This window comes from Pantoea phyllosphaerae (assembly GCF_051025595.1).
Lineage (GTDB): Bacteria > Pseudomonadota > Gammaproteobacteria > Enterobacterales > Enterobacteriaceae > Pantoea.
On record NZ_JBPFDE010000007.1, the window covers coordinates 71,456 to 91,230 of the forward strand.

The 19,775-nt window shown below is 60.0% G+C and carries 16 protein-coding genes and 1 pseudogene; 10 read left to right on the plus strand and 7 right to left on the minus strand.

From position 1 onward, the window contains the following. Window positions 1-20 precede the first annotated feature (20 nt). Window positions 21-1,175 (minus strand): mandelate racemase family protein, encoded by a 1,155-nt coding sequence (locus ACR6A7_RS11235; protein WP_434124926.1) that lies wholly within the window; start codon window positions 1,173-1,175, stop codon window positions 21-23. Between the two features lie 325 nt (window positions 1,176-1,500). Between ACR6A7_RS11235 and ACR6A7_RS11240 the strand changes: the two genes are divergently transcribed. From ACR6A7_RS11240 to ACR6A7_RS11265, 6 genes are all read left to right on the plus strand, one after another. Beyond that, complete coding sequence (locus ACR6A7_RS11240; RefSeq protein WP_434124927.1) at window positions 1,501-2,325, plus strand: MBL fold metallo-hydrolase; 825 nt, start codon at window positions 1,501-1,503, stop codon at window positions 2,323-2,325. A gap of 98 nt (window positions 2,326-2,423) precedes the next feature. Beyond that, window positions 2,424-3,539, plus strand: a complete 1,116-nt coding sequence (locus ACR6A7_RS11245; protein ID WP_434124928.1) for an ABC transporter substrate-binding protein — start codon at window positions 2,424-2,426, stop codon at window positions 3,537-3,539. Window positions 3,540-3,667: 128 nt separating this feature from the next. Then, complete coding sequence (locus ACR6A7_RS11250; RefSeq protein ID WP_434124929.1) at window positions 3,668-4,075, plus strand: DUF2231 domain-containing protein; 408 nt, start codon at window positions 3,668-3,670, stop codon at window positions 4,073-4,075. A 12-nt stretch (window positions 4,076-4,087) separates the two neighbouring features. Next, entirely contained in the window at window positions 4,088-5,380 is a 1,293-nt protein-coding gene (locus ACR6A7_RS11255; protein ID WP_434124930.1) for a PQQ-dependent sugar dehydrogenase, read from the plus strand. A gap of 650 nt (window positions 5,381-6,030) precedes the next feature. Further along, window positions 6,031-6,660, plus strand: a complete 630-nt coding sequence (locus ACR6A7_RS11260; RefSeq protein WP_434124931.1) for a DapH/DapD/GlmU-related protein — start codon at window positions 6,031-6,033, stop codon at window positions 6,658-6,660. Between the two features lie 38 nt (window positions 6,661-6,698). Then, entirely contained in the window at window positions 6,699-7,277 is a 579-nt protein-coding gene (locus ACR6A7_RS11265; protein WP_434124932.1) for a glutathione S-transferase, read from the plus strand. Here the strand turns inward: ACR6A7_RS11265 and ACR6A7_RS11270 are convergent. Continuing rightward, window positions 7,171-8,490 (minus strand): MFS transporter, encoded by a 1,320-nt coding sequence (locus tag ACR6A7_RS11270; RefSeq protein ID WP_434124933.1) that lies wholly within the window; start codon window positions 8,488-8,490, stop codon window positions 7,171-7,173. The two genes, ACR6A7_RS11265 and ACR6A7_RS11270, sit on opposite strands and share 107 nt — an antisense overlap. A 475-nt stretch (window positions 8,491-8,965) precedes the next feature. Between ACR6A7_RS11270 and ACR6A7_RS11275 the strand changes: the two genes are divergently transcribed. Further along, the gene (locus ACR6A7_RS11275; RefSeq protein ID WP_434124934.1) at window positions 8,966-11,320 is read left to right on the plus strand and encodes a membrane-bound PQQ-dependent dehydrogenase, glucose/quinate/shikimate family; all 2,355 of its coding nucleotides are present in this window, start codon (window positions 8,966-8,968) and stop codon (window positions 11,318-11,320) included. A 67-nt stretch (window positions 11,321-11,387) separates the two neighbouring features. On the opposite strand, the gene ACR6A7_RS11280 is transcribed toward ACR6A7_RS11275, so the two are convergent. Continuing rightward, the gene (locus tag ACR6A7_RS11280; protein WP_434124935.1) at window positions 11,388-12,128 is read right to left on the minus strand and encodes a nitroreductase family protein; all 741 of its coding nucleotides are present in this window, start codon (window positions 12,126-12,128) and stop codon (window positions 11,388-11,390) included. A gap of 281 nt (window positions 12,129-12,409) precedes the next feature. On the opposite strand from ACR6A7_RS11280, the gene ACR6A7_RS11285 reads away from it, so the two are divergent. Genes ACR6A7_RS11285 through ACR6A7_RS11295 form a run of 3 tightly spaced genes read left to right on the plus strand, consistent with a single transcriptional unit; the run spans window position 12,410 to window position 16,217 of the window. Then, on the plus strand, window positions 12,410-13,753 hold the full coding sequence (locus tag ACR6A7_RS11285; protein WP_434124936.1) for an MFS transporter: 1,344 nt from the start codon (window positions 12,410-12,412) through the stop codon (window positions 13,751-13,753). Beyond that, the gene (locus tag ACR6A7_RS11290; protein ID WP_434124937.1) at window positions 13,731-15,077 is read left to right on the plus strand and encodes an enolase C-terminal domain-like protein; all 1,347 of its coding nucleotides are present in this window, start codon (window positions 13,731-13,733) and stop codon (window positions 15,075-15,077) included. Before ACR6A7_RS11285 ends, ACR6A7_RS11290 begins: the two co-directional genes overlap by 23 nt. A 12-nt stretch (window positions 15,078-15,089) precedes the next feature. Then, window positions 15,090-16,217, plus strand: coding sequence for a lactonase family protein (locus ACR6A7_RS11295; protein ID WP_434124938.1), 1,128 nt, complete (start codon window positions 15,090-15,092; stop codon window positions 16,215-16,217). Between the two features lie 55 nt (window positions 16,218-16,272). On the opposite strand, the pseudogene ACR6A7_RS11300 reads toward ACR6A7_RS11295, so the two are convergent. From ACR6A7_RS11300 to ACR6A7_RS11315, 4 genes and pseudogenes are all read right to left on the minus strand, one after another. After that, window positions 16,273-16,383: pseudogene (locus ACR6A7_RS11300) on the minus strand (Rpn family recombination-promoting nuclease/putative transposase); the annotation flags it as partial. Between the two features lie 443 nt (window positions 16,384-16,826). Continuing rightward, window positions 16,827-17,384, minus strand: coding sequence for a nucleotidyltransferase family protein (locus ACR6A7_RS11305; RefSeq protein ID WP_434124939.1), 558 nt, complete (start codon window positions 17,382-17,384; stop codon window positions 16,827-16,829). Further along, window positions 17,381-18,397 (minus strand): XdhC family protein, encoded by a 1,017-nt coding sequence (locus ACR6A7_RS11310; protein WP_434124940.1) that lies wholly within the window; start codon window positions 18,395-18,397, stop codon window positions 17,381-17,383. The genes ACR6A7_RS11305 and ACR6A7_RS11310 overlap by 4 nt, the downstream gene beginning before the upstream one ends. Window positions 18,398-18,467: 70 nt before the next feature. Next, window positions 18,468-19,664 carry an MFS transporter gene (locus ACR6A7_RS11315; RefSeq protein WP_434124941.1) on the minus strand — a complete coding sequence of 399 codons (1,197 nt, stop codon included), beginning with the start codon at window positions 19,662-19,664 and terminating at the stop codon, window positions 18,468-18,470. Between the last annotated feature and the right edge of the window lie 111 nt (window positions 19,665-19,775).

Sequence of the window (19,775 nt, forward strand, 5' to 3'; positions counted from 1 at the left end):
GCTGTACTTCTCTCTCAGCGTTACCAGCGGTTCAGCGTATGGGTCTCAATCCAGCTGAAGTTAATGTCTTCGCCCAGGCCGGGCCGGGTCGGCAGCTGTACATAGCCCTCACCATCCATCGGATCGATCAGGCTGTTGAGGTAGGCCGGCGGCTGCTCATAGTCGAGGAAGGGGTGCAGCAGGCCGCGCTCGTACCAGCGGCAGTTGCGGATCGCCCCGACCACCGCCAGGCTGGCCGCGCCGTTGCCATGCACCTCGCAGTCCATGCCGAACGCCTCCGCCAGGCTGGCGACCTTCATAGTGGCGGCGATGCCGCCCACGCCGTTGGCGCCGGCGCGCAGGATGTCGCAGGCGCCAGCGCGCACCCAGTCGGCGCGGCTGTGGTGCTTGCCGCCGAGGCTCTCCGGCCCCAGCACGTCGATGCTGAGGTTTTCCGCCAGCCAGGCGTAGGAGGCCATGCTCTCCTCTTCCATCGGCTCTTCGAACCAGCTGAAGTTGAGCTTCTCCAGCGCCTTGCCGATGGTGAGCGCCTCGCTGCGGCTGTACCAGTGGTAGCCGTCGAGCATCAGGGCGATATCGGGGCCGACCGCTTCGCGCACCGCGGCGCAGGCGTTGATATCCATCTGCGGGCTGGGGGCGAACGCCACCGGCGGCATCCAGGTGTGCAGCTTGATCGCCTTATAGCCGCGCGCCACCAGCGTCTCGGCGAAGCGCGCATAGTCGTCCGGTGTCGCCAGCCCACCGGGCAGCTCGTCGCCGCACATGGTGCTGCCGTAGGCGGGCACCCGTTCGCGATAGCCGCCCAGCAGCTTGTGCACCGGCTGCTGCAGCCGGCGACCGATAAGATCCCACAGCGCCTGCTCGACGGCGGAGAGGGCGCGCTCGGTGAGCTGATGCGCGCTGCCGCGCTGCCAGTGGGCCAGATCCTGCCACAGCCGTTCGCGATCCATGGCGTTCTGCCCGATCAGCACTTTGCGGAAGAAGGCGTTGACCACGTGCGGCCGGATCACCTCCGGCGGCGCGAAGGCGTAGCCGCTGTGGCCCTCCTCGGTGGTCAGGGTCAGCAGCGCCATCTGCGCCTCGGTTTCATCACCGGGGTGGGAGTGTCCGGCGCTGTCGGCATGACGCCTGCTGGGATAAGTAAACTGGGTGACTTCTATGGCGCTGATCTTCACGGCACAGGCTCCTTATGCGACGGCTCTCGCTGGGTGTGAAATAAAAGTAAAACGATGTTTCATTTCGTAATCTAGCGTTCACCGATTGTTTACGCATTAGCCAAAGCGAGGTAAATGCAGCCGTAAATTAGGGCAGCCGCACAGGGCGATGTGAACAAATTCACGAAGCCTGGCCACTTTGTGAGCAAGGCCGCACCGTAAAAACGCGCCACCGATTGTGCCGCTCACGCTTGCAGATGCGGCAGGGCTGACCATTATTGTTTCATTAACCCGTTCATCATTAACCCGCTCTTTGGCCGCTATGGCGAAAGGCAAGGAGAAAACCATGCGCGTTCATCACCTCAACTGCGGCTGTATGTGTCCCTTCGGCGGCGCGCTCTACGACGGCTTCAGCCGCTCGCCGCTGGCGCATCTGAGCTGTCACTGCCTGCTGCTGGAAACCGACGCGCACGGGCTGGTGCTGGTGGATACCGGCATCGGCCTGCAGGATATGGTGCATCGCGGCCGCCTGTCGGGCTTTTTCCGGCTCTTCAACAATATTCAGTTCGACCGCAGGCTCAGCGCCTGGCAGCAGATTGTCGATCTCGGCTTTAAGCCGGAGGATGTGCGGCATATCATCCTGACGCACCTCGACTTCGATCACGCGGGCGGCATCAGCGACTTTCCCCAGGCGCGCGTGCATCTGCTGCAGCGGGAGCTGGATACCGCGCCGCAGCGCCAGAGCTGGCTGCAGCGGCAGCGCTTCCGGCCGCAGCAGTGGGGCAACCACAGCGGCTGGCGCGGCTATGCCGCCGGTGGCGAACGCTGGTTTGGCTTTGATGCCGTAAGGGCGCTCGACGATCTCAACGACGAGGTGCTGCTGGTGCCGCTGCCCGGCCACACGCTCGGCCACGCGGGCATCGCGGTGCGGCAGGGCGACGGCTGGCTGCTGCACGGCGGCGACGCCTGGTTTTACCGCGAGGAGATGCGGCAGGCGGAGCGGCACTGCACGCCAGGGCTGCGCTTCTACCAGTGGATGATGTGCAGCGATCGCGACGCCTGGCGCACCAACCAGCAGCGGCTGCGCGCGCTCTCCCTGCAACCCGATGCGCAGGTGACGCTGTTCTGCAGCCATGACCGGCGCGAGCTGGGCCTGCTCGACAGCCGGTAAAAGATTTCTGTTTATCTCTTTTCCTGCAACCCATTTTGCGTAATAGTAACGGCGCTTTACATAAATAATTATCATTATCGTTTGAATGGGTTAATTCAATGAAGAAATGGATGTTAGCGCTGGGGTTGTTGTGCATGGCGGGGACGGCTGCGGCCAAAACCATCACCGACGTGGCGGGCCGTCAGGTTGAGGTCGCTGCTGAGTCGAAACGCATTATTCTGGGCGAGGGGCGGCAGATCTATCTGCTGGCAGCGTTTGACACTGACGCGCCTTTTCAGCGCGTAGTGGGCTGGCGCGACGATTTTCATAAGGCGGACTGGGACGGCTATCAGGCGTACGAAAAGCGCTATCCGCAGATTAAAACGCTGCCGACCTTCGGCGGCGCCAAGGACGGCACTTTCAACGTCGAGCAGGCCCTGACGCTGAAGCCCGATCTGGTGCTGATGAACCTGGAGTCGAAAGCGGCGACCGACGAAGGCAAGCTGATTGAGAAGCTGCAGGCGGTCGGCATCCCGGTGGTGTTTATCGACTTTCGCGAAGCGCCGATGGTTAACGCGGAAAAAAGCATTCGCATCATGGGCGAACTGCTGAATAAGCCGCAACGTGCCCAGGCGATTATCGATTTTCGCCGTCAGCAGATTGAGCGCGTTACCGCGCGGCTGAACGATTTTCACGGCACGCGCCCCAAAGTGATGATTGACCGCGCAGGCGGCTACACCGACGAGTGCTGCATGTCGTTCGGCAATGAAAACTTCGGGCAGATGGTGGAGATCGCGGGCGGCAGCAATATCGCGAAGGATCTGATTCCCGGCACCTTCGGCACCCTCAACCCTGAACAGATTATCGCCAGCCGTCCCGACGTGGTGGTGGTGACCGGTGCCAACTGGAAAAACTATAACACCGTCGGCAAGTGGGTCGGCGTCGGGCCGGGTGCCGACGTGAAGGCGGCGGAGAAGCGTTTGCAGATGCTGATGATGCGCGACGCCTTTAAAACCCTGCCGGTGGCGCACAACGGCCACGCGCACGCCATCTGGCATCAGTTCTACGACAGCCCGTATCAGTTCGTCGCCATTCAGGCGCTGGCGAAGTGGCTGCATCCCGATCTCTTCGCCGATCTCGATCCGGACGCGACCTTCCGCGCCTTTCATGAGAAATTTTTACCGCTGCCTTACCAGCCCGGTTACTGGGTAACCCTGCCTGCCGACAAGCGCTAATTGCCGCACCGCGGCAGGGACGCCGCGTTACCGCCTGAATCTTTCCGTCATCTTTCTTCATATTTACTAATATTTTACAGGCGCAGCGCGTTTTTCGCGCTGTAACGCTTACTGATAGGGAGAGGATAATGACCAGAACTTCGGGACGATCGGCTTTCGCCGTGGCGCTTTACACGCTGTTCGAACCTGTGCCGCTCGGTTTTTTCGTGGCGGCGTGGATCTTCGACATTATTTACCTTAACAGTTACGTCGTGGAGTGGACGCACGCCGCCAGCTGGCTGATCGCCATCGGGCTGGTTATCGCCATTCTTCCGCGTTTTGTCGCCCTGATCGGTCTGTTCGGCGGCAGCCGCCGCGAGGAGAAGGTGCACTTCTGGCTCACGCTGGTAGCGATCCTGCTGGCGATCGTTAACGCCTTCGTTCACAGCCGCGACGCTTACGCCGTGGTGCCGTCCGGCGTCATTCTGTCGACTCTCGTGGTGGCGCTGATGCTAATCGCCAATGTTCAACTCGCGCTGCGTCAGCGCACGGCTTAAGGAGAAGCACCGATGAAAAAGCAAACGCTTATCGCGATGGCGCTGACCGCGCTGCTGGCGGGCTGCGACAGCGGCGCACAGCTCGATCCGCAGAAGCAGACCGGGCCAAACCCGGAGCTGCCTGAGGCGAAAAACTTCTTTATGCCGCCGATGCAGGTGCCGGAAGGGGTGCCGTGGAAGCAGGGCGAGATGCCGAAAGTGGCGCAGGGGCTAAAAATCGAGAAGATCGCGGAGAACCTCAAGCATCCGCGTCAGCTGTTGACGCTGCCGAACGGCGACGTGCTGGTGGCGGAGGCCAACGGCCCGGCCAAACCCACCACGCGTCCCAAGCAGCTGATTATGGGCATCGTGCAGAAAGCCTCAGGCAAAGGCGGCGAGGGCGGCAACCGCATCACGCTGCTGCGCAACGTGAACGGCAAGTGGGAGCAGCACGTCTTTATCGAGAACCTCTTTTCGCCCTTCGGCATGCAGCTGATCGGCAATACGCTCTATGTTGCCAACGCCGACAGCCTGGTGAAATTTCCCTATCAGGAAGGGCAAACCCAGATCCGTACGCCGCCTCAGCTTGTAACCGATCTGCCCGGCGGGCCGATTAACCACCACTGGACCAAAGCGCTGGTCGCCAGCCCGGACGGCAGCAAACTCTATGTCGGCATCGGTTCTAACAGCAATATCACCGAGAACGGCATCGGCGCGGAGTACCATCGCGCCGCGGTGCTCGAGGTCGACGCCGCCAGCGGTGCAACGCGCCTTTACGCCACCGGGCTGCGCAACCCGACCGGCCTGCAGTTTGAGCCGCAGAGTAACCGGCTGTGGGCTATCGTCAACGAGCGCGACGAGATCGGCTCCGATCTGGTGCCGGACTATATGACGTCGGTGCAGGAGAACGGCTTCTACGGCTGGCCATACAGCTATTTTGGTCAGCATGTGGATACGCGCGCGCAGCCGCAGCGTCCCGATCTGGTGGAGAAGGCGATTAAGCCGGACTATGCGCTCAGCTCGCACGTTGCGCCGCTGGGGCTGCTCTTCTATCAGGCGGACAATATGCCGCAGTATCGCGGCGGTGCCTTCGTCAGCGAGCACGGCAGCTGGAACCGCACGCCGCTTAACGGCTACAAGGTAGTGTGGGTGAAATTTGAAAACGGCAGGCCGGTCGGATTGCCGCAGCCGGTGGTGACGGGATTCCTGACCGACGATCAGAAGCAGGTCAGAGGGTTGCCGGTCGGTCTGGCCGCCGATCGCCAGGGCGGGCTGCTGATTGCGGATGACGCCGGCAACACGGTGTGGCGCGTCAGCGCGAAGTAGCGTTTTACAGGCATAAAAAAAGGATTTGGCGTCACGGCCAAATCCTTTCATTTTTTTGTTCGCTTAACGGCTGGTGACCGCGTTGCGAACGAGGTGCTCAGCACTCTCCACACCTGCGATTCTAAATAGCGCGGAGAAATATTTCAAGTTTCGCCAAAATACTGTATGGTTATACAGGTGTTGAGCGCGAAGCAGAGCCGACTTGCTGACTGGCCGCTCCCAGGGGCACGGTTTTAAAAATCCCGGCAGGCATCAGGTGGTGCTGGCCTGTGGCTTTAGCAACGAGTGCCGCTCAGCGCTCTCCACAAGATGTGCTTAGGCGCCCGGCGGGTAGAGTCAAAGCCTCGGTAGCCGAACAGCGCGCTCCTGTTGAAGGAGAAGGAAAGTGATGGAACTGATTAGATTGCTCCTGGATCTTGTCCGGGTCATCTTGCAGATCATCGTTGCCCTTTTGCAACTGACCGGCCAGGCTCACTAGCCGGAACTTGAACAAAGGCGGAGCTAACCACTCCGCCTTTTTCGTCGCGTTATCCCGCTAGTCCGCCGCATCGCACTGTCTTCCGCCTGTCATCTTCGCCCGTTACCGTCAGCGCTGTTTCCGCCGCGCCGCACACGCCGCTTATCCAGACATCCGATCAGACGAGGCCATTATGACTTTGCACGCTCTCTCTTCCGCCCGACTGCAGCAGACTTGTATCGACAACAGTGTACGCCTGCGCGACACCACCGTCGGGCAGCAGTGCGAAATCCTGGCGCACAGCTACCTCGAATACAGCACCCTGGGCGACTTCTCCTATATCGGCGAACACTGCCACGTGGCGGACGCGCAGATAGGCCGCTTTACCGCTATCGCCAACCCTGTGCGCCTTGGCGCGCCCAATCACCCGATGGATCGCGCTTCGCAGCATCGCTTTATCTACTGCCCGGAGTATTACGACGCCAGCGCGGCGCGCGACAGCGGCTTTTTCGCCGACCGCCGCGCCGCGCGCGTTATCGTCGGCCACGACGTCTGGATTGGCCACGGCGTGATTGTGCTGCCGGGCGTTACGGTCGGCGACGGCGCGGTGCTGGCGGCGGGCGCGGTGGTGACGAAAGATGTTGCGCCCTACAGCATCGTGGGCGGCGTGCCGGCGAAACCGATCCGCATGCGCTTTACGCCCGCCATCGCCGCGCGCCTGCGGCAGATCGCCTGGTGGGAGTGGCCGCTGGAGAAGCTGATGGCGAACCTGGCTGATTTTCAGTCCGGCGACATCGCGCGCTTCTGCAATCGCCACGGCTGACTACACTTACCGCATCGCAACCCTGAAAGGAGAGCGCTATGTTCACGCTCTATGGCGCACCGGGCTGGGGCTCGGCCATCAGCGAGCTAATGTTTAGCCTCTGCGGCGAACTCTATCGCTGGGTAGATGTCTCCGGCTTCGACCAGCCGGGCGAGGCGCGCGATCGGCTGCTGGCGCTTAATCCGTTGGGGCAGGTGCCGACCCTGCAAAGCGAAGATGGCGCGGTGCTGACGGAGAGCGCCGCCATTGCGCTGATGCTGGCGGATCGCCATCCTGCGCTGATCCCGCCTCACGGCGACCCGCAGCGCGCGCGTTTTTGTCACTGGCTGGTGTGGCTGGTCGCCGCCGTCTATCCCATCTTTACCTATGGCGACTATCCGCAGCGCTGGACCGCCGCGGGGGCGCAGGAGCTGAAAAAGAGTACCGACGCCCATCGCGAAGAGGCCTATCGGCGCAGAAAGCGCTGCAGAGCGTGGTGGCGCGTAACCAGCTGTAGCGCGCCGCCAGAGGTCAGAGCGCCTGCTGCACCACGCCGCTGGCGCTGTGCGGCTGCAGCGGTTTCTCCGGCTGCAATAGCGTCATCGCCAGCATGCTGCCCAGCGCAATCACGGCGGTGACGGTAAACATCGCGTTGTAGCCGTAGTACTCCGCCAGCCAGCCGCACAGCATCGGCGAGACGATGGCGGCAAGGTTGGCGATCGCCAGCGTCATGCCGCTATAGGCGCCGACGGAGGCCTTCGGCGTCACGTCAATCACCACCGACCAGTAGACGTTGTTCACCATGGCGTTGAGCGCGTTGCCCAGCGTCATTAGCGCAATAATCGCCGTTGCCGATCCGGCGTAGGGAATGGCCATAAAACAGCAGGCGGTGCCCAGCAGCGTCACGGCGGCGAACAGGTTGCGCGCCACGCGCAGGTTATTGAAGCGCGCCAGCAGGCGATCGGCGAGTCGGCCGCCGAGGAGTACGGTCAGGCAGGCGCCGCTCCAGGGGATCATCGCCACGTACCAGAGCGAATGGAGATCGTAATGGAAGCTGTCCTGCAGATATTTCGGCAGCCAGGTCACCAGCGTAAAGGTGATATAGAGAAAGGAGAAGTAGCCGAGGGCATTGCACACCAGGGTGCGGCTGGTGAAAAAACGCCACCAGGGCAGCACCGTATCGGTGTGCGCCTCCTGACGCTGACCCTCGCGGATCAGCGCGCGCTCCGCTGCGTTCGCCGCCGGTCGCTGTTCCGGGGTATCGCTGAAGGTGCGCGCAAACAGCAGCATCGCCAGCAGCGAAAAGGCGCCCAGCAGAATAAACATCATGCGCCAGTCATGGGTCAACAGCAGCAGGCCGACCGCAATCGGCGCGGTCAGCAGCGATCCTACCTGCGTGGAGAGCAGGCCGATGCTCAGCGCGAAGCCGCGTTCGTTATCCGGCGCCCAGTGGGCGATGGCTTTGTTCATCAGCGCGTAAGCTGGGCCTTCGGAGAAGCCGAACAGAATGCGCAGGGCGGCAAAGCCCATAATCGCCGAGCCGCCAAACAGCGCCATGCCCAGGTCACCCGCCCAGGCGGTGGCGATCTCCAGCAGCGACCAGAGCACGCCCGCCATCAGCCAGACCTTACGGGTACCGAGCCGATCCGCAAGGAATCCGCCGCACAGCGATCCAAACAGATAGCCGAAACCGAAATAGCCCAGCACTGCGCCGAGCTGCACTTTAGTGAAGTGGTACTCCTGAGAGATGGCGTTAGCGGCAAACGACAGCGCGCCGCGATCGATGTAATTGATCAGCGCGACAAAGAACAACAGGGAAAAGATAACGTAACGATAGCGACTTGGCTGCATGGTGCCTCTCCTGCATGAATAGGGTCTGCATGGGAGAAGCAAAATCGGTGCCGAATCGTTAGCAGGCCCGCTGGCTGGGCGCTACGCGCGAGGCAGAGATGAAATAACCAGCCTAATGGTTAGCCTGCGCATCATTAAGGTGCAGTCACGCAACGCCGACGGCGTCCACAGGGAGGAGCCCGCCCGATAAAGCGCGGTGACGTTAAATTTATGTGTGTTATTTGTCAGCATATTGAACAAATGATGCGGTAAAGCCAGGTAACTGATAAGCCGTATCGTACCATGGCGCTCGGTTGTGCTCGTCATGGCCCCCTGCAAATCGCGTCTGCTTCATCTTTCGCAGCACCAGATCCATTAGCCCGGCTAAAGGCTCGTAAGTTATTGCGTTTTTAACAAAAATTTACCTAAGTTAAAATAACGTTGAAGTTATGTGTATTTGTTTTATTTCGACCCTTTAATGAGGAAAAAAAGGATCATGGTTAACAAGCTAACCAGTATCGTGATGGCGATTGTCGCCGTGGCGATGCTCTATATGGGCGGGAAGCTATTGCTGCTGGGGGGCAGCGCGTTCTATGCGCTGATGGCCGCAGGCTTACTGCTCACCGCGATACTGCTGTTTCTGAATAAACGCAGCGCGCTGTCGCTTTACGCGCTGCTGATGTGGATTACCCTGTTCTGGATTATCTGGGAAGTGGGCTTTGACAAGTGGCAGTGGATCCCCCGTGGCGACCTGTTTGGTCTGTTCGGCGTCTGGCTGGCGCTGCCCTGGGTGGTGCGTCCGCTGACTCAGCGCCGGTTCCATCCTTTCCTCGGCACCACGGTAGTGGTGATGATCGCGCTGGTGATCGGTCTCTGCTTTTACGATCCGCTGCCGCAGCAGGGAACCATTGCCAATGCGCGCGCCCCGTCTGCCTCAAATGGCGCGGGCAACGACTGGACAGCCTACGGCGGCTCCACCAATGCGCTGCGCTTCTCTTCGCTGAATCAGATCACCAAAGATAACGTGAAAGATCTTGAGGTCGCCTGGACCTACCATACCGGCGATCTGCGTCAGAGCGACGACGCGACCGAATACACCTTTGAGGCGACGCCGCTCAAGGCGAACGGCATGCTCTACTTCTGTACGCCGCATAACGAGGTGCATGCCCTCGATCCGGAAACCGGCGCGGTAAAATGGAAATATGCGCCGCCGCAGGATCGCTCCTATATGCAGCAGCATCAGACCTGTCGCGGCGTCAGCTTCTACGACGGTGGCAGTGCGGCAGCTGACGGCAGCGCAGCGCAGCCGGCGCTCTGCCGTCAGCGTATCTACAACGCGACCACCGATGCGAAGCTGGTGGCGCTGGATGCTGACAGCGGCAAGCCGTGCGCCGATTTTGGGCAGAACGGCGTGGTCGATCTGCATGCCAATATGGGCGAGGTGCGTCCGCATGCGCTGATGCAAACCTCTGCGCCGCTGGTGGCGGGCAACCTGGTGATTGTTGGCGGCTCGGTAATGGACAACGGCTTTAACCGCGGCAACCCGTCCGGCGTCATCCGCGCCTGGGACGCCGTTACCGGCCGTCTGGTGTGGAACTTCGATCCGGCTCAGCCGGAGGCGACCCAGCCGATTGCGGCGGACGCGACCTATCCGCAGGATACCCCGGTGGCCTGGGCGACGCTGAGCGCCGACCTGAAAAACGGCCTGGTCTATGTGCCGTTCGGCAACGCCTCGCCGGATGAAGTAGGCATCGAGCGCGATCCTGACAGCAACACGGAGAAGTTCCGCGATGCGCTGGTGGCGCTGGATCTGAAAACCGGCGCCTTTAAATGGCGTTATCAGAGCGCCAACCACGATCTCTGGGACCGCGATAACCCGTCTCAGCCGTCGCTGGTGGATATCGACTATCAGGGCAGCCAACAGCCGGCGGTCATCCTGCCGACTAAAACCGGCAACCTGTTCGTGCTCAACCGCCTGACCGGTCAGCCGATCTATCCGGTTAATCAGGTGAAGGTCTCGACAGAAGGCGGCGTCGAAGGCGAGAAGTTCGCCGCTACGCAGCCGGTCTCCAGCCTCAACTTTATTCCGCAGCCGCTGACGGAAAAAGCGATGTGGGGCATTTCGCCGTTTGACCAGATGAGCTGCCGCATGGGCTTCCGCGAGCTGCGCTATGACGGCAACCCGTGGACGCCGGCGACCGAGAAGGGCTCGCTGATTTTCCCGGGCAATATCGGCGTATTTAACTGGGGGTCGGTGGCGGTTGATCCGGAGCGTCAGCTGCTGATCGCCGCGCCGGTGCGTCTGGCCTATAAGTACAACCTGATCAAGCGCACGCCAGCGACCGCGACCGAGCGCCTGTTCACCAAAGATGGCTCGCCTTACTGGAATGAAAACTTCCACGGCGATTACGCGATCCATATTCAGCAGTTCGCGTCAGCGCTGGGCATACCCTGTATCGCGCCGCCGTGGGGCCGTATGGTGGGCGTCGATCTGAAAACCGGCAAGACCGAATGGCTGCGCCGCATCGGCACCACCAAAAACCTCAACACCTCGTTCCTGCCGGGGCGTTTCCCGATCGGCTTCCCGATGGGGATGGTGGCGCACGGCGGTCCGCTGGTGACGGCTGGCGACGTGGTGTTCCACGGCGCGACGGCGGATAACTTCTTCCGCGCCTATGACAGTACCACCGGCGCGCTGCTGTGGCAGACCGAGCTGAGCGCGGGCGCGCAGGCTACACCGTCGACCTTTATGGGTAAAGATGGCAAGCAGTATGTGGTGATTGCCGCTGGCGGCCACGGCTCGCTCGGCACCAAAAGCGGCGACAGCGTGGTGGCGTTCCGGCTTAAATAGCGATGTGGCTGCGTCTCGCGCAGAAAAAGATAAAGCGCCCATTTGGGCGCTTTTTTTATGCGGAGAGTTACTTATCGTTGCCGAAGCCCTGTTTTTTTAGCGCGCCCAGCACGTGTGGGAAATAGATGTTCTGATAATAGCCGCTGACGCTTTCGCTCCAGCTTTCGCCATCGGAACGGCCAATGTTCTGCCAGTGCTGCACCATCTCCTGATTATAGGCGGCGATCTTCTCCTCCAGCCCGGCGGTGCGGTAGGCCTCTTCATGGCGGAAGGTTTCCAGCGGCAGGCGCGGCTTCTGGTGCGACGGCTCATCGACATAGCCAATCACCACGCCCGCAACCGGGAAGGTATATTCCGGCAGCTCCAGCAGGCTGATTAACGCCTCAGGATCGCGGCGGATGCCGCCGATCGGCACGATACCCAGGCCTTCCGCGCGCGCGGCGGCCATCACGGAACCCAGCGCGATGCCCACATCGGTGGCGCCGGAGACGATGCTCTCGATACTCTGCTGCGCGATCTGCTCGCGGCCAATCGCCTCCATCGCCACGCGTGATTTATGCATATCCAGCACGAAGGTCAGAAACACCGGCGCTTTGGCGATCCACGGCTGGCCGCCGGCGATCTGCGAAATTTCCTTACGCTTCGCCGCATCGCGGGTCACCACCACAGAAACCTGCTGCGAATTGACCGAGGTCGGCGCACGCCAGGCGGTGCTGATAATGCGATCCAGCATCGCGTCGTCAACAGGCTGCTCGGTAAAACTGCGTTCGCTTTTATGGCTGGTAAAAATTTCAATAAGTGAATTCATGGATCCTCCTGGTGTGGAGGCTAAGCGTAGCAGGTTCGGGCAGGGCCAGATTTAACCGCACTGGCCATGGGAAATAATCTCTGTTCGCTCAAAGCGTTGGCGGTGATAGCAGAGTGAGCCAGCACACAATTTCGAACACCGATGAATTACAACATTTTTATAACATACTGAATCCGCTGGTCTCCTGGGCGAGTACACAATGTGCCTCGGGCAGTTACACATAACGGCAGCGCCTCTGACTGCGTATACCTGTAGCGGTACGCTTTAACAGGGGATAAACCATGTCCATCGTGACCCATGACGAACGCGCAATGGCGATCGCTTCCGCGACCAGAAAATTCTTCCGCCGCATTATTCCTGTGCTGGCGGTAATGCTGATTATCAATCAGATTGACCGCGCCAATATTGGCTTCGTTAAGGCCGAGCTGCAAACCGATGCCGGTATCGGCGCAGCGGCCTTTGGTCTGGGAGCCGGGCTTTTTTTTATTGGCTATGCGTTATTTGAAGTGCCGAGCAACATGATGCTGAAAAAGCTAGGCGCACGCGTCTGGCTGACGCGCATCATGATCACCTGGGGGATTGTGGTTTTTCTTACCGGCTTCGTCAGCACACCGCTGCATTTTTATTTGCTGCGCTTCTTACTTGGCGTAGCCGAAGCGGGCTTTTTTCCGGGCGTGCTGTTCTATTTCCGCCAGTGGGTGCCCAATGCGTGGCGCGGTCGCGCCACGGCAATGGCGTTAAGCGCCACCGCCAGCGCATTCCTTTTTTCCGGCCCGCTCACCGGCGCCATCCTGATGATGCACGACTTTATGGGCATTGCCGGCTGGAAATGGGTGATGTTTCTTGAGGGCGGCGGCTCGGTCATCGTGGGGTTACTGGCTGCACTGGTGCTGGTTTCGCGACCGGAAAAGGCCAGCTGGCTTAGCGAGCAGGAGAAAAGGGCGCTGACTCAGCAGCTGAAGCTGGAAGATGAGGCCCGGGAAGAGCAGCAGACTGCGTCAGGGCGCTGGGGCCTGATTGGCCATCGCGGCCTGCTGTTTTACTGTCTGATCTTTTTTACCATGACCATGACCGGCTATACGCTGGTGTTCTGGCTACCGCAGATTATTCAGCGTATAGAAGGTTTTAACAGCTTTGAAACAGGCCTGCTGACTGCCATTCCGTGGCTGTGCGCGATTGTCGCCATTTTTTTACTGGGGAAAACCACCGATCGCCTGCACGAGCGGCTGGACAGAGGGCTGGGGCTGGCCATGCTGCTGGCGGGCTGCGGCACCTTTATGGCAACCCTGGGCACGCCCTGGTTTGGGTTCGTTGCGATGATTGTCGCCTGTATCGGTTCAAAAGTAAGCGCGGCTTTCTTCTGGCCAATGCCGCAGGCTGAACTTCCTGCCTCCATTGCTGCGCCTGGCATCGCCCTGATTAATTCCATCGGTAACCTTGGCGGATTTTTTGCGCCGACATTATTTGGCTATCTCGAAATGAAAACCGGCAGTACCACCGGCGGACTCTACGCGCTAACCAGCGTATCGGTTGTCACGGGATTATGGCTATTGCTGCGTCGCAAATCGATGCGCCCTGGTCAGACTAACAAGGAGGCTTCTCATGTCAGACAGTCCAGTCATTAAGACGATGCGTATTGTGCCCGTAGCGGGTTATGACAGCATGTTGCTCAATATCGGCGGCGCCCATAACTGCTACTTTACCCGGATTTTGGTTATTTTGACCGATTCATCTGGTCATACCGGGGTAGGTGAAGCGCCTTGTCACGCTTCTACGCTAAGGCTGCTGGAGCGTTTTAAGGCGCAGACGGTAGGCAGCTCGCTTTTGCGGGTTAATGCCACGCTGAGCCAGCTATTCAGCAGCGATGCGCGTACTGAGCACGCCGCGCATACCAACGACATTCATATACCGCAAATGAATCCAGAGAAATTCTACAACGCCGCCGCTGCGATTGAGGCGGCGTTGCTCGATTTACTGGGCCAGCATCTGAACCTGCCTGTAGCGGATTTGCTGGCCAGCGGCAAGCAGCGCGATCGCATACCGGTGCTGGGATATCTCTTCTATATCGCAGACCGCAAGTTAACTCCGATGGATTACCAGTCGGGCACCACCCAGCAGAGCGACTGGTTCCGACTGCGCCATGAAAAGGCTATGACCAGTGAGGCTGTCGTGCGTCTGGCTGAAGCGGCACAGGCGCAGTATGGCTTTCGTGACTTTAAGCTCAAGGGAGGGGTGCATCATGGCGAGGTGGAGGTAGAAACCGTCAATGCGCTGCTGCAGCGTTTCCCTGAAGCCCGCGTGACCGTCGATCCCAACGCCAGCTGGTCTCTGGACGACGCTATCCGCTACGGCAAAGAGCTTGCGGGAAAGGTTCCCTATCTGGAAGATCCCTGCGGCGCAGAGCAGGGCTATTCTGGGCGTGAAACCCTCGCGGAGTTTCGCCGGGCAACCGGCGTGCCTGTCGCAACCAATATGATTGCCAATGACTGGCGTCAACTGCATCATGCGTTGCAGCTCAACGCCATCGATATTCCTCTGGCCGATCCCCATTTCTGGACCATGCGTAACGCTAACGTGGTTGCGCAACTATGTAACGAGTGGGGGCTGACTACCGGCTGCCATTCCAATAATCATTTTGACGTGTCGCTGGCGATGGTTGCTCATCTGGGCGCCGCGGCACCTGGCGATCGCCAGACGGCCTTTGATACTCACTGGATCTGGCAGGATGGTCAGCAGCTGACACGTCAGGCTCCGCAGATAAGAGACGGTTACCTTGAATTGCCAGAAGGCCCGGGGCTTGGCATCGAACTGGATATGGAACGGGTGGAACAGGCTCATGCGCGCTATAACGCGCTGCCGGAAAAGAACCGCAACGATGCACTTGGTATGCAATATTTAATCGAAAACTGGCGCTATGACGCTAAGCGGCCTGCGCTGCTAAGGCCTTAAAAGGAGAGGGGCATGAAGGTAAACCCGGCATTACGTCACGCATTTTTACTGACTGGCGTCGCTTTTAGCGGCCCGCTGATAGCGCAGACCTTTGTTTACGTATCGGCGGCGGAAGATGGCACTATCGCACGCTACGCCTTAGACGATCGAAGCGGCGCGCTAAAGCACCTTGGCGAAACGCCAGCGGGCGGCAAAGTGATGCCGATGGCGATAAGTCCCAATAAGCAGACGCTTTATGCCGCCGTGCGCAGCCAGCCGATGCGGCTGGTGAGCTGGTCCATCAACGGCAAAACCGGGGCGCTGACGCCGTCGTCTGAGGGCGCGGCCGCGGCAAGCTATCCCTATATCAGCCTGGACAGGCAAGGGCGATTTTTACTGGCGGCCTCCTACGATAGCGGCCTGGTGCATGTTTATCGCCTCGGCGCTGGCGGAAAAATAGAGACGCCATTCATTGACGAGATCAAGACCGGCCACGCCGCGCATTCGGTCATTGTCGACGCGACAAATCGCTTCGCTTACGTTGGCGTCCTGGGCACCGATCGCGTTCTGCAGCTGGCGCTGCACCCGGATGGCCAGCTGACGCCGCTCGGAAAAGGCTTCGTCGCGACGGCGGAGAAAAACGGCCCGCGGCACTCGGCGCTGTCGCCAGATAACCGCTTTCTCTATAACGTTGGTGAAATGAGCGGCGCCATCGTGCAGTTCGCGCGGCAAGCGGATGGCACGCTGACCAGGGTAGCTGACTATCCCAACGCAGTCGCGGAGAAATATCATCTGCAGCACGGCGTAGAACGCACCGCCAGCTACAGCGACACCACGCCGCGCATCTGGGCGGCCGATATCAAGATTACGCCTGACGGGCGTTTTCTTTACGTGACAGAGCGAACCAGCAGCACGGTAACGGGCTATCGCATCAGCCAGCCGGATGGAAAATTGCAGCTCATTAACAGCTGGCCGGTTGAGAAGCAGCCGCGCGGTATCGCGATTACGCCTGACGGACGCTGGCTGATCGCCAGCGGTGAGAAAAGCGCGGTCATTGGCAGCTATGCTATTGCCAAAGCGAGCGGCGAACTGAAAAGGGTCGCTGAAGCGCCCGTAGGCAAGGATGCAAACTGGGTGAGTATCGTCAGCTTTAAGCAGTAGCAGGCAGGCGGGCACACAATAAGAACCGCCTGAAGCGGCGGTTCTTATTGACGGTGAGCGCCAGCAGCCCAGGCGGCAGATGCAGCGTTAAAAAGTCGCGAGCGGTTCTCGGGTGTGTCAGAAAGGTTTTAAAGACCGCATCATGCGGCGTGCAAGTTCGCTTCATCCTGAAGTCTCGGCCAGCTTTTTGTCTGCCGGACCTTAGCAGTCGCCTTTAGCATGCGAAAGTGGGAAAAGCGCAGCAGCCGAGGCGGCTCGCAAAATCTACGCGCCGACAAGGGTTGGCGCTTTATCACAGACGAAAGACGACAAGCCGATCGGTGCTGTGGCAGATTGCGCTGTTTAAGTTGTAAGAAGAGAAAAGGGAAGAGAGAGGACGTATGCGCGCAGCGTCCTGACTCTGAGTGATTTCTTATTTAACATAATATACATTATGCGAACCAATGTGATTCCAGGCAGTGCATCCTCCAGACGCATAAAACCGCCCTGAATAATACCATGCTCACGCCTGGGCTGGCCTGTGCGTTCACTGCCGCACCGTCGACAGACTCTCTCTGATCGCGCTATGCAGGGAATTTGCGGCAGTGGCGATCGTCTGCGCTGACAGATTTAATTGCGACTGAGATCTGAAGGGGTGTCAATATCCAGCAGGCAGCCTTGATCGGATAACGCTACTGGCAGGCACGGCGCGCGCTTCAGTACCGCACGCGCCCCGCTGTCGCCGCTCAGACTGGCGAGCGCGGAAAAGAAGGCGCGCTGAAATCCCACCGGATGTCCAGGCACGCCTTCGACTTCTGCCCGAACCAGCGGCGCGTGATGCAGCGCCTCCGCCACGGCCAGCAGGCTTTCCACAGTTAAAAACGGCATATCGCCCAGCGTGATCAGCCAGCCGTCGTACTCTGCGGTGGCTTTTACCCCCGCGGCGATAGAGTCGCCGATGCCCGCGCTGCTGCAGACAATCGCACGACCACCGGAAATCAGCGCATGGATTGCCGTATCCTCCGGCCGCGTCACCGCGAAAACGTCGAGCTCCGTGGCAACAGCATGCTCCAGCGTGTGCTGCAAAACCGGCTTGCCGTTCAGCGAGGCCAGTAGCTTATGCTCTCCGCCGCTCGCCTTAAAGCGGCGGCTGAAGCCTGCCGCCATCACCAGAATGGCGAATCTCATAGCAGACTTCCCTGCTCCCACGGCTCTGCCAGAGCTGGCTCAACCGCCTCTGCGCAGCCGTTTTTATAGCGCACGATGTCCGCCATTACCGACAGCGCAATCTCCGACGGCGTTTTACTGCCGATATCGATCCCGACCGGCGCGTGAATGCGGCTGACCTGCTCCGGCGTAAGATCGCCATACTCTCCAAGCCGCTCTTTTCTTCTCAGGCTGTTCTTTTTTGACCCCATCGCGCCGATATAGAACGCTGGCAGATTGACCGCTTCCATCATGGTGAGATCGTCAATGCGCGGATCGTGGGTAAGCGACAGGATCGCCGTCCCGGCATGACACCCTTCCCGCTCCAGATACACGGCGGGAAACTGCTTAATCAGCCTGACGTTCGCGTCCAGCAAGGCGGCCATATTCTCCAGCGCCTCATCCCGGTGTTCGCACACGATGGTTTCGAAGCCGAGCGCGACGGCAAAATTGGCGCAGAACACCGCGACGCTGGAAAGCCCGCCGATCACCAGCCTGGGCGCGGTGGAGAGCGTCAGGGTAATGGCGGCGCCGTCGCGGTAAGTCAGGGTGCTGTTGGTATAGGCGGCCGGCTCCAGCGCATGACAGGCATGCGGCAGAAAAATTTTCTTTTTCACCGCTGTGGCGGCGACCAACGCATCGTGCATCTTCTGCAAATAGGCGCGGCTCTCAGCGCCGGGCGACAGCTTTTCCACCAGAATATCGAGCACGCCGCCGCACGGCAGCGCCCTGTCCGGCTCAAATCCGCCTTCGCCGTAGCGCACCACCTGGCTGGCGGCCGGGAAAGCGTTGCGATCGATGCGTTCGATAAAACTCTCTTCAACGCAGCCGCCTGAAAGCGAACCGCAGTGATGCCCCCCTTTGCGGATAATCATCATCGCGCCGGGCGGACGCGGCGACGATCCATAGGTAGAAAGCACCGTACAGAGCCATACTTCATGCGCGTCAACCCACTGCAATCCTGCTTTTAATACCTGCATATCAAGGTTGTGCATGACCTGGTGCCTCCGGCAACGGTTAAGCCAGGGCGCTTGCCCTGGCGGTAATTAAGTCGACAATGCCGCCTTAGCGTACGGCATGTCGGTGACGATCGCGGCGGCTCGCCAGCACGGCAAAGATAGCCGAGATAATTAGCAGCGCCAGGCCAAAGGCGAAGGGACTCCACCAACCTACTGCGTCAAACAGTTCGCCGCCCAGCGCCGCGCCCAGGGTAATCGCCAGCTGGATCACGGCTACCATCAGGCCGCCGCCCGCCTCCGCGTTTTCCGGCAGCGCGCGGCTCAGCCATAGCCCCCATGCGACCGGCGCCGGCGTGGAGATCAGGCCCCACGCGGCTAACAGCGCGCCGGTTATCAGCAGCGAATCTCCCTGCCAGATCAGCAGCGCAGCCAGCGCGGCCATCGCCAGCGGGATCAGGATCAGCCAGCGAAACAGATGTCGCTGCAGCAGCAGGCCAACCGACCAGGTTCCCAGCAGACCCGCTGCGCCCAACAGTAGCAAAATAAACGAAAGCTCGCTGACGCTGGCTCCCGTAACCGACTCCATAAACGGGCGCAGATAGGTGAAAATCGCAAACTGCCCCATAAACAGCGTTAGCAGCGCGGCCATGCCTGCCGCGACGTGCGGCAAGCCAAGCAGACGCAGCGGATTCGCGGTGTGGTTGTCGCCCTGCGCAGGCAGCGACGGAATCGCGCGCCACTGCCAGATAAAGGCGCCGACGGCCAGCGGCACGACGATAAAAAACGCCCCGCGCCAGCCGATATACTGGCCGAGAAAACTCCCCAGCGGCGCGGCGACGGTGGCCGCCAGCGCGTTGCCGCCGTTAATCAGCGCCAGCCCTTTCGCCACGGCATGCGGCGGCGCGAGGCGCATAATGGTCGCCGTCGACATCGACCAGAATCCGCCGATCGCCACGCCGAGCAGCGCGCGTCCGACAATAAAAATTAGTCCGTCTGGCGCGAATGTGACAGTCAGACCGGAAATTGTCAGTAAAAGCGTAAAGGCGAGCAGCACTTTTTTACGGTCGAAACGACCGGTTAACGGCGTATTAAGCAGGCTGGTCAGCACCGCGAAAAAACCGCTGACGGAGATCGCCTGGCCCGCCTGTCCCTGGCTAATGCCCAGATCCTGCGCCACCGGCGTCAACAGACTGACGGGCATAAATTCCGAGGCGATCAGCACCACCACGCCAAGCGCCATAGAGAAGATAGCGCCCCAGGCAGCGTGGTGACGCGAGGCGGAGTGTGTTGTCATCGTTGTCATACGTTAATCCATAAGTTTCAATGCCGTAAAATGCTACCCAAACTGCCGGCATGAATTAACCTGGATAAACGGGATGTAATTGTGAATAAAATTCAGTAATAGCCTAGGGGC

What these genes read in the sequence shown, in the direction of transcription:
- ACR6A7_RS11240 (WP_434124927.1), top strand. Translation starts at nt 1,501, where the DNA reads ATGCGCGTTCATCACCTCAACTGCGGCTGTATGTGTCCCTTCGGCGGC.
- ACR6A7_RS11245 (WP_434124928.1), top strand. Translation starts at nt 2,424, where the DNA reads ATGAAGAAATGGATGTTAGCGCTGGGGTTGTTGTGCATGGCGGGGACG.
- ACR6A7_RS11250 (WP_434124929.1), top strand. Translation starts at nt 3,668, where the DNA reads ATGACCAGAACTTCGGGACGATCGGCTTTCGCCGTGGCGCTTTACACG.
- ACR6A7_RS11255 (WP_434124930.1), top strand. Translation starts at nt 4,088, where the DNA reads ATGAAAAAGCAAACGCTTATCGCGATGGCGCTGACCGCGCTGCTGGCG.
- ACR6A7_RS11260 (WP_434124931.1), top strand. Translation starts at nt 6,031, where the DNA reads ATGACTTTGCACGCTCTCTCTTCCGCCCGACTGCAGCAGACTTGTATC.
- ACR6A7_RS11265 (WP_434124932.1), top strand. Translation starts at nt 6,699, where the DNA reads ATGTTCACGCTCTATGGCGCACCGGGCTGGGGCTCGGCCATCAGCGAG.
- ACR6A7_RS11270 (WP_434124933.1), bottom strand. Translation starts at nt 8,490, where the DNA reads ATGCAGCCAAGTCGCTATCGTTACGTTATCTTTTCCCTGTTGTTCTTT.
- ACR6A7_RS11275 (WP_434124934.1), top strand. Translation starts at nt 8,966, where the DNA reads ATGGTTAACAAGCTAACCAGTATCGTGATGGCGATTGTCGCCGTGGCG.
- ACR6A7_RS11280 (WP_434124935.1), bottom strand. Translation starts at nt 12,128, where the DNA reads ATGAATTCACTTATTGAAATTTTTACCAGCCATAAAAGCGAACGCAGT.
- ACR6A7_RS11285 (WP_434124936.1), top strand. Translation starts at nt 12,410, where the DNA reads ATGTCCATCGTGACCCATGACGAACGCGCAATGGCGATCGCTTCCGCG.
- ACR6A7_RS11290 (WP_434124937.1), top strand. Translation starts at nt 13,731, where the DNA reads ATGTCAGACAGTCCAGTCATTAAGACGATGCGTATTGTGCCCGTAGCG.
- ACR6A7_RS11295 (WP_434124938.1), top strand. Translation starts at nt 15,090, where the DNA reads ATGAAGGTAAACCCGGCATTACGTCACGCATTTTTACTGACTGGCGTC.
- ACR6A7_RS11305 (WP_434124939.1), bottom strand. Translation starts at nt 17,384, where the DNA reads ATGAGATTCGCCATTCTGGTGATGGCGGCAGGCTTCAGCCGCCGCTTT.
- ACR6A7_RS11310 (WP_434124940.1), bottom strand. Translation starts at nt 18,397, where the DNA reads ATGCACAACCTTGATATGCAGGTATTAAAAGCAGGATTGCAGTGGGTT.
- ACR6A7_RS11315 (WP_434124941.1), bottom strand. Translation starts at nt 19,664, where the DNA reads ATGACAACGATGACAACACACTCCGCCTCGCGTCACCACGCTGCCTGG.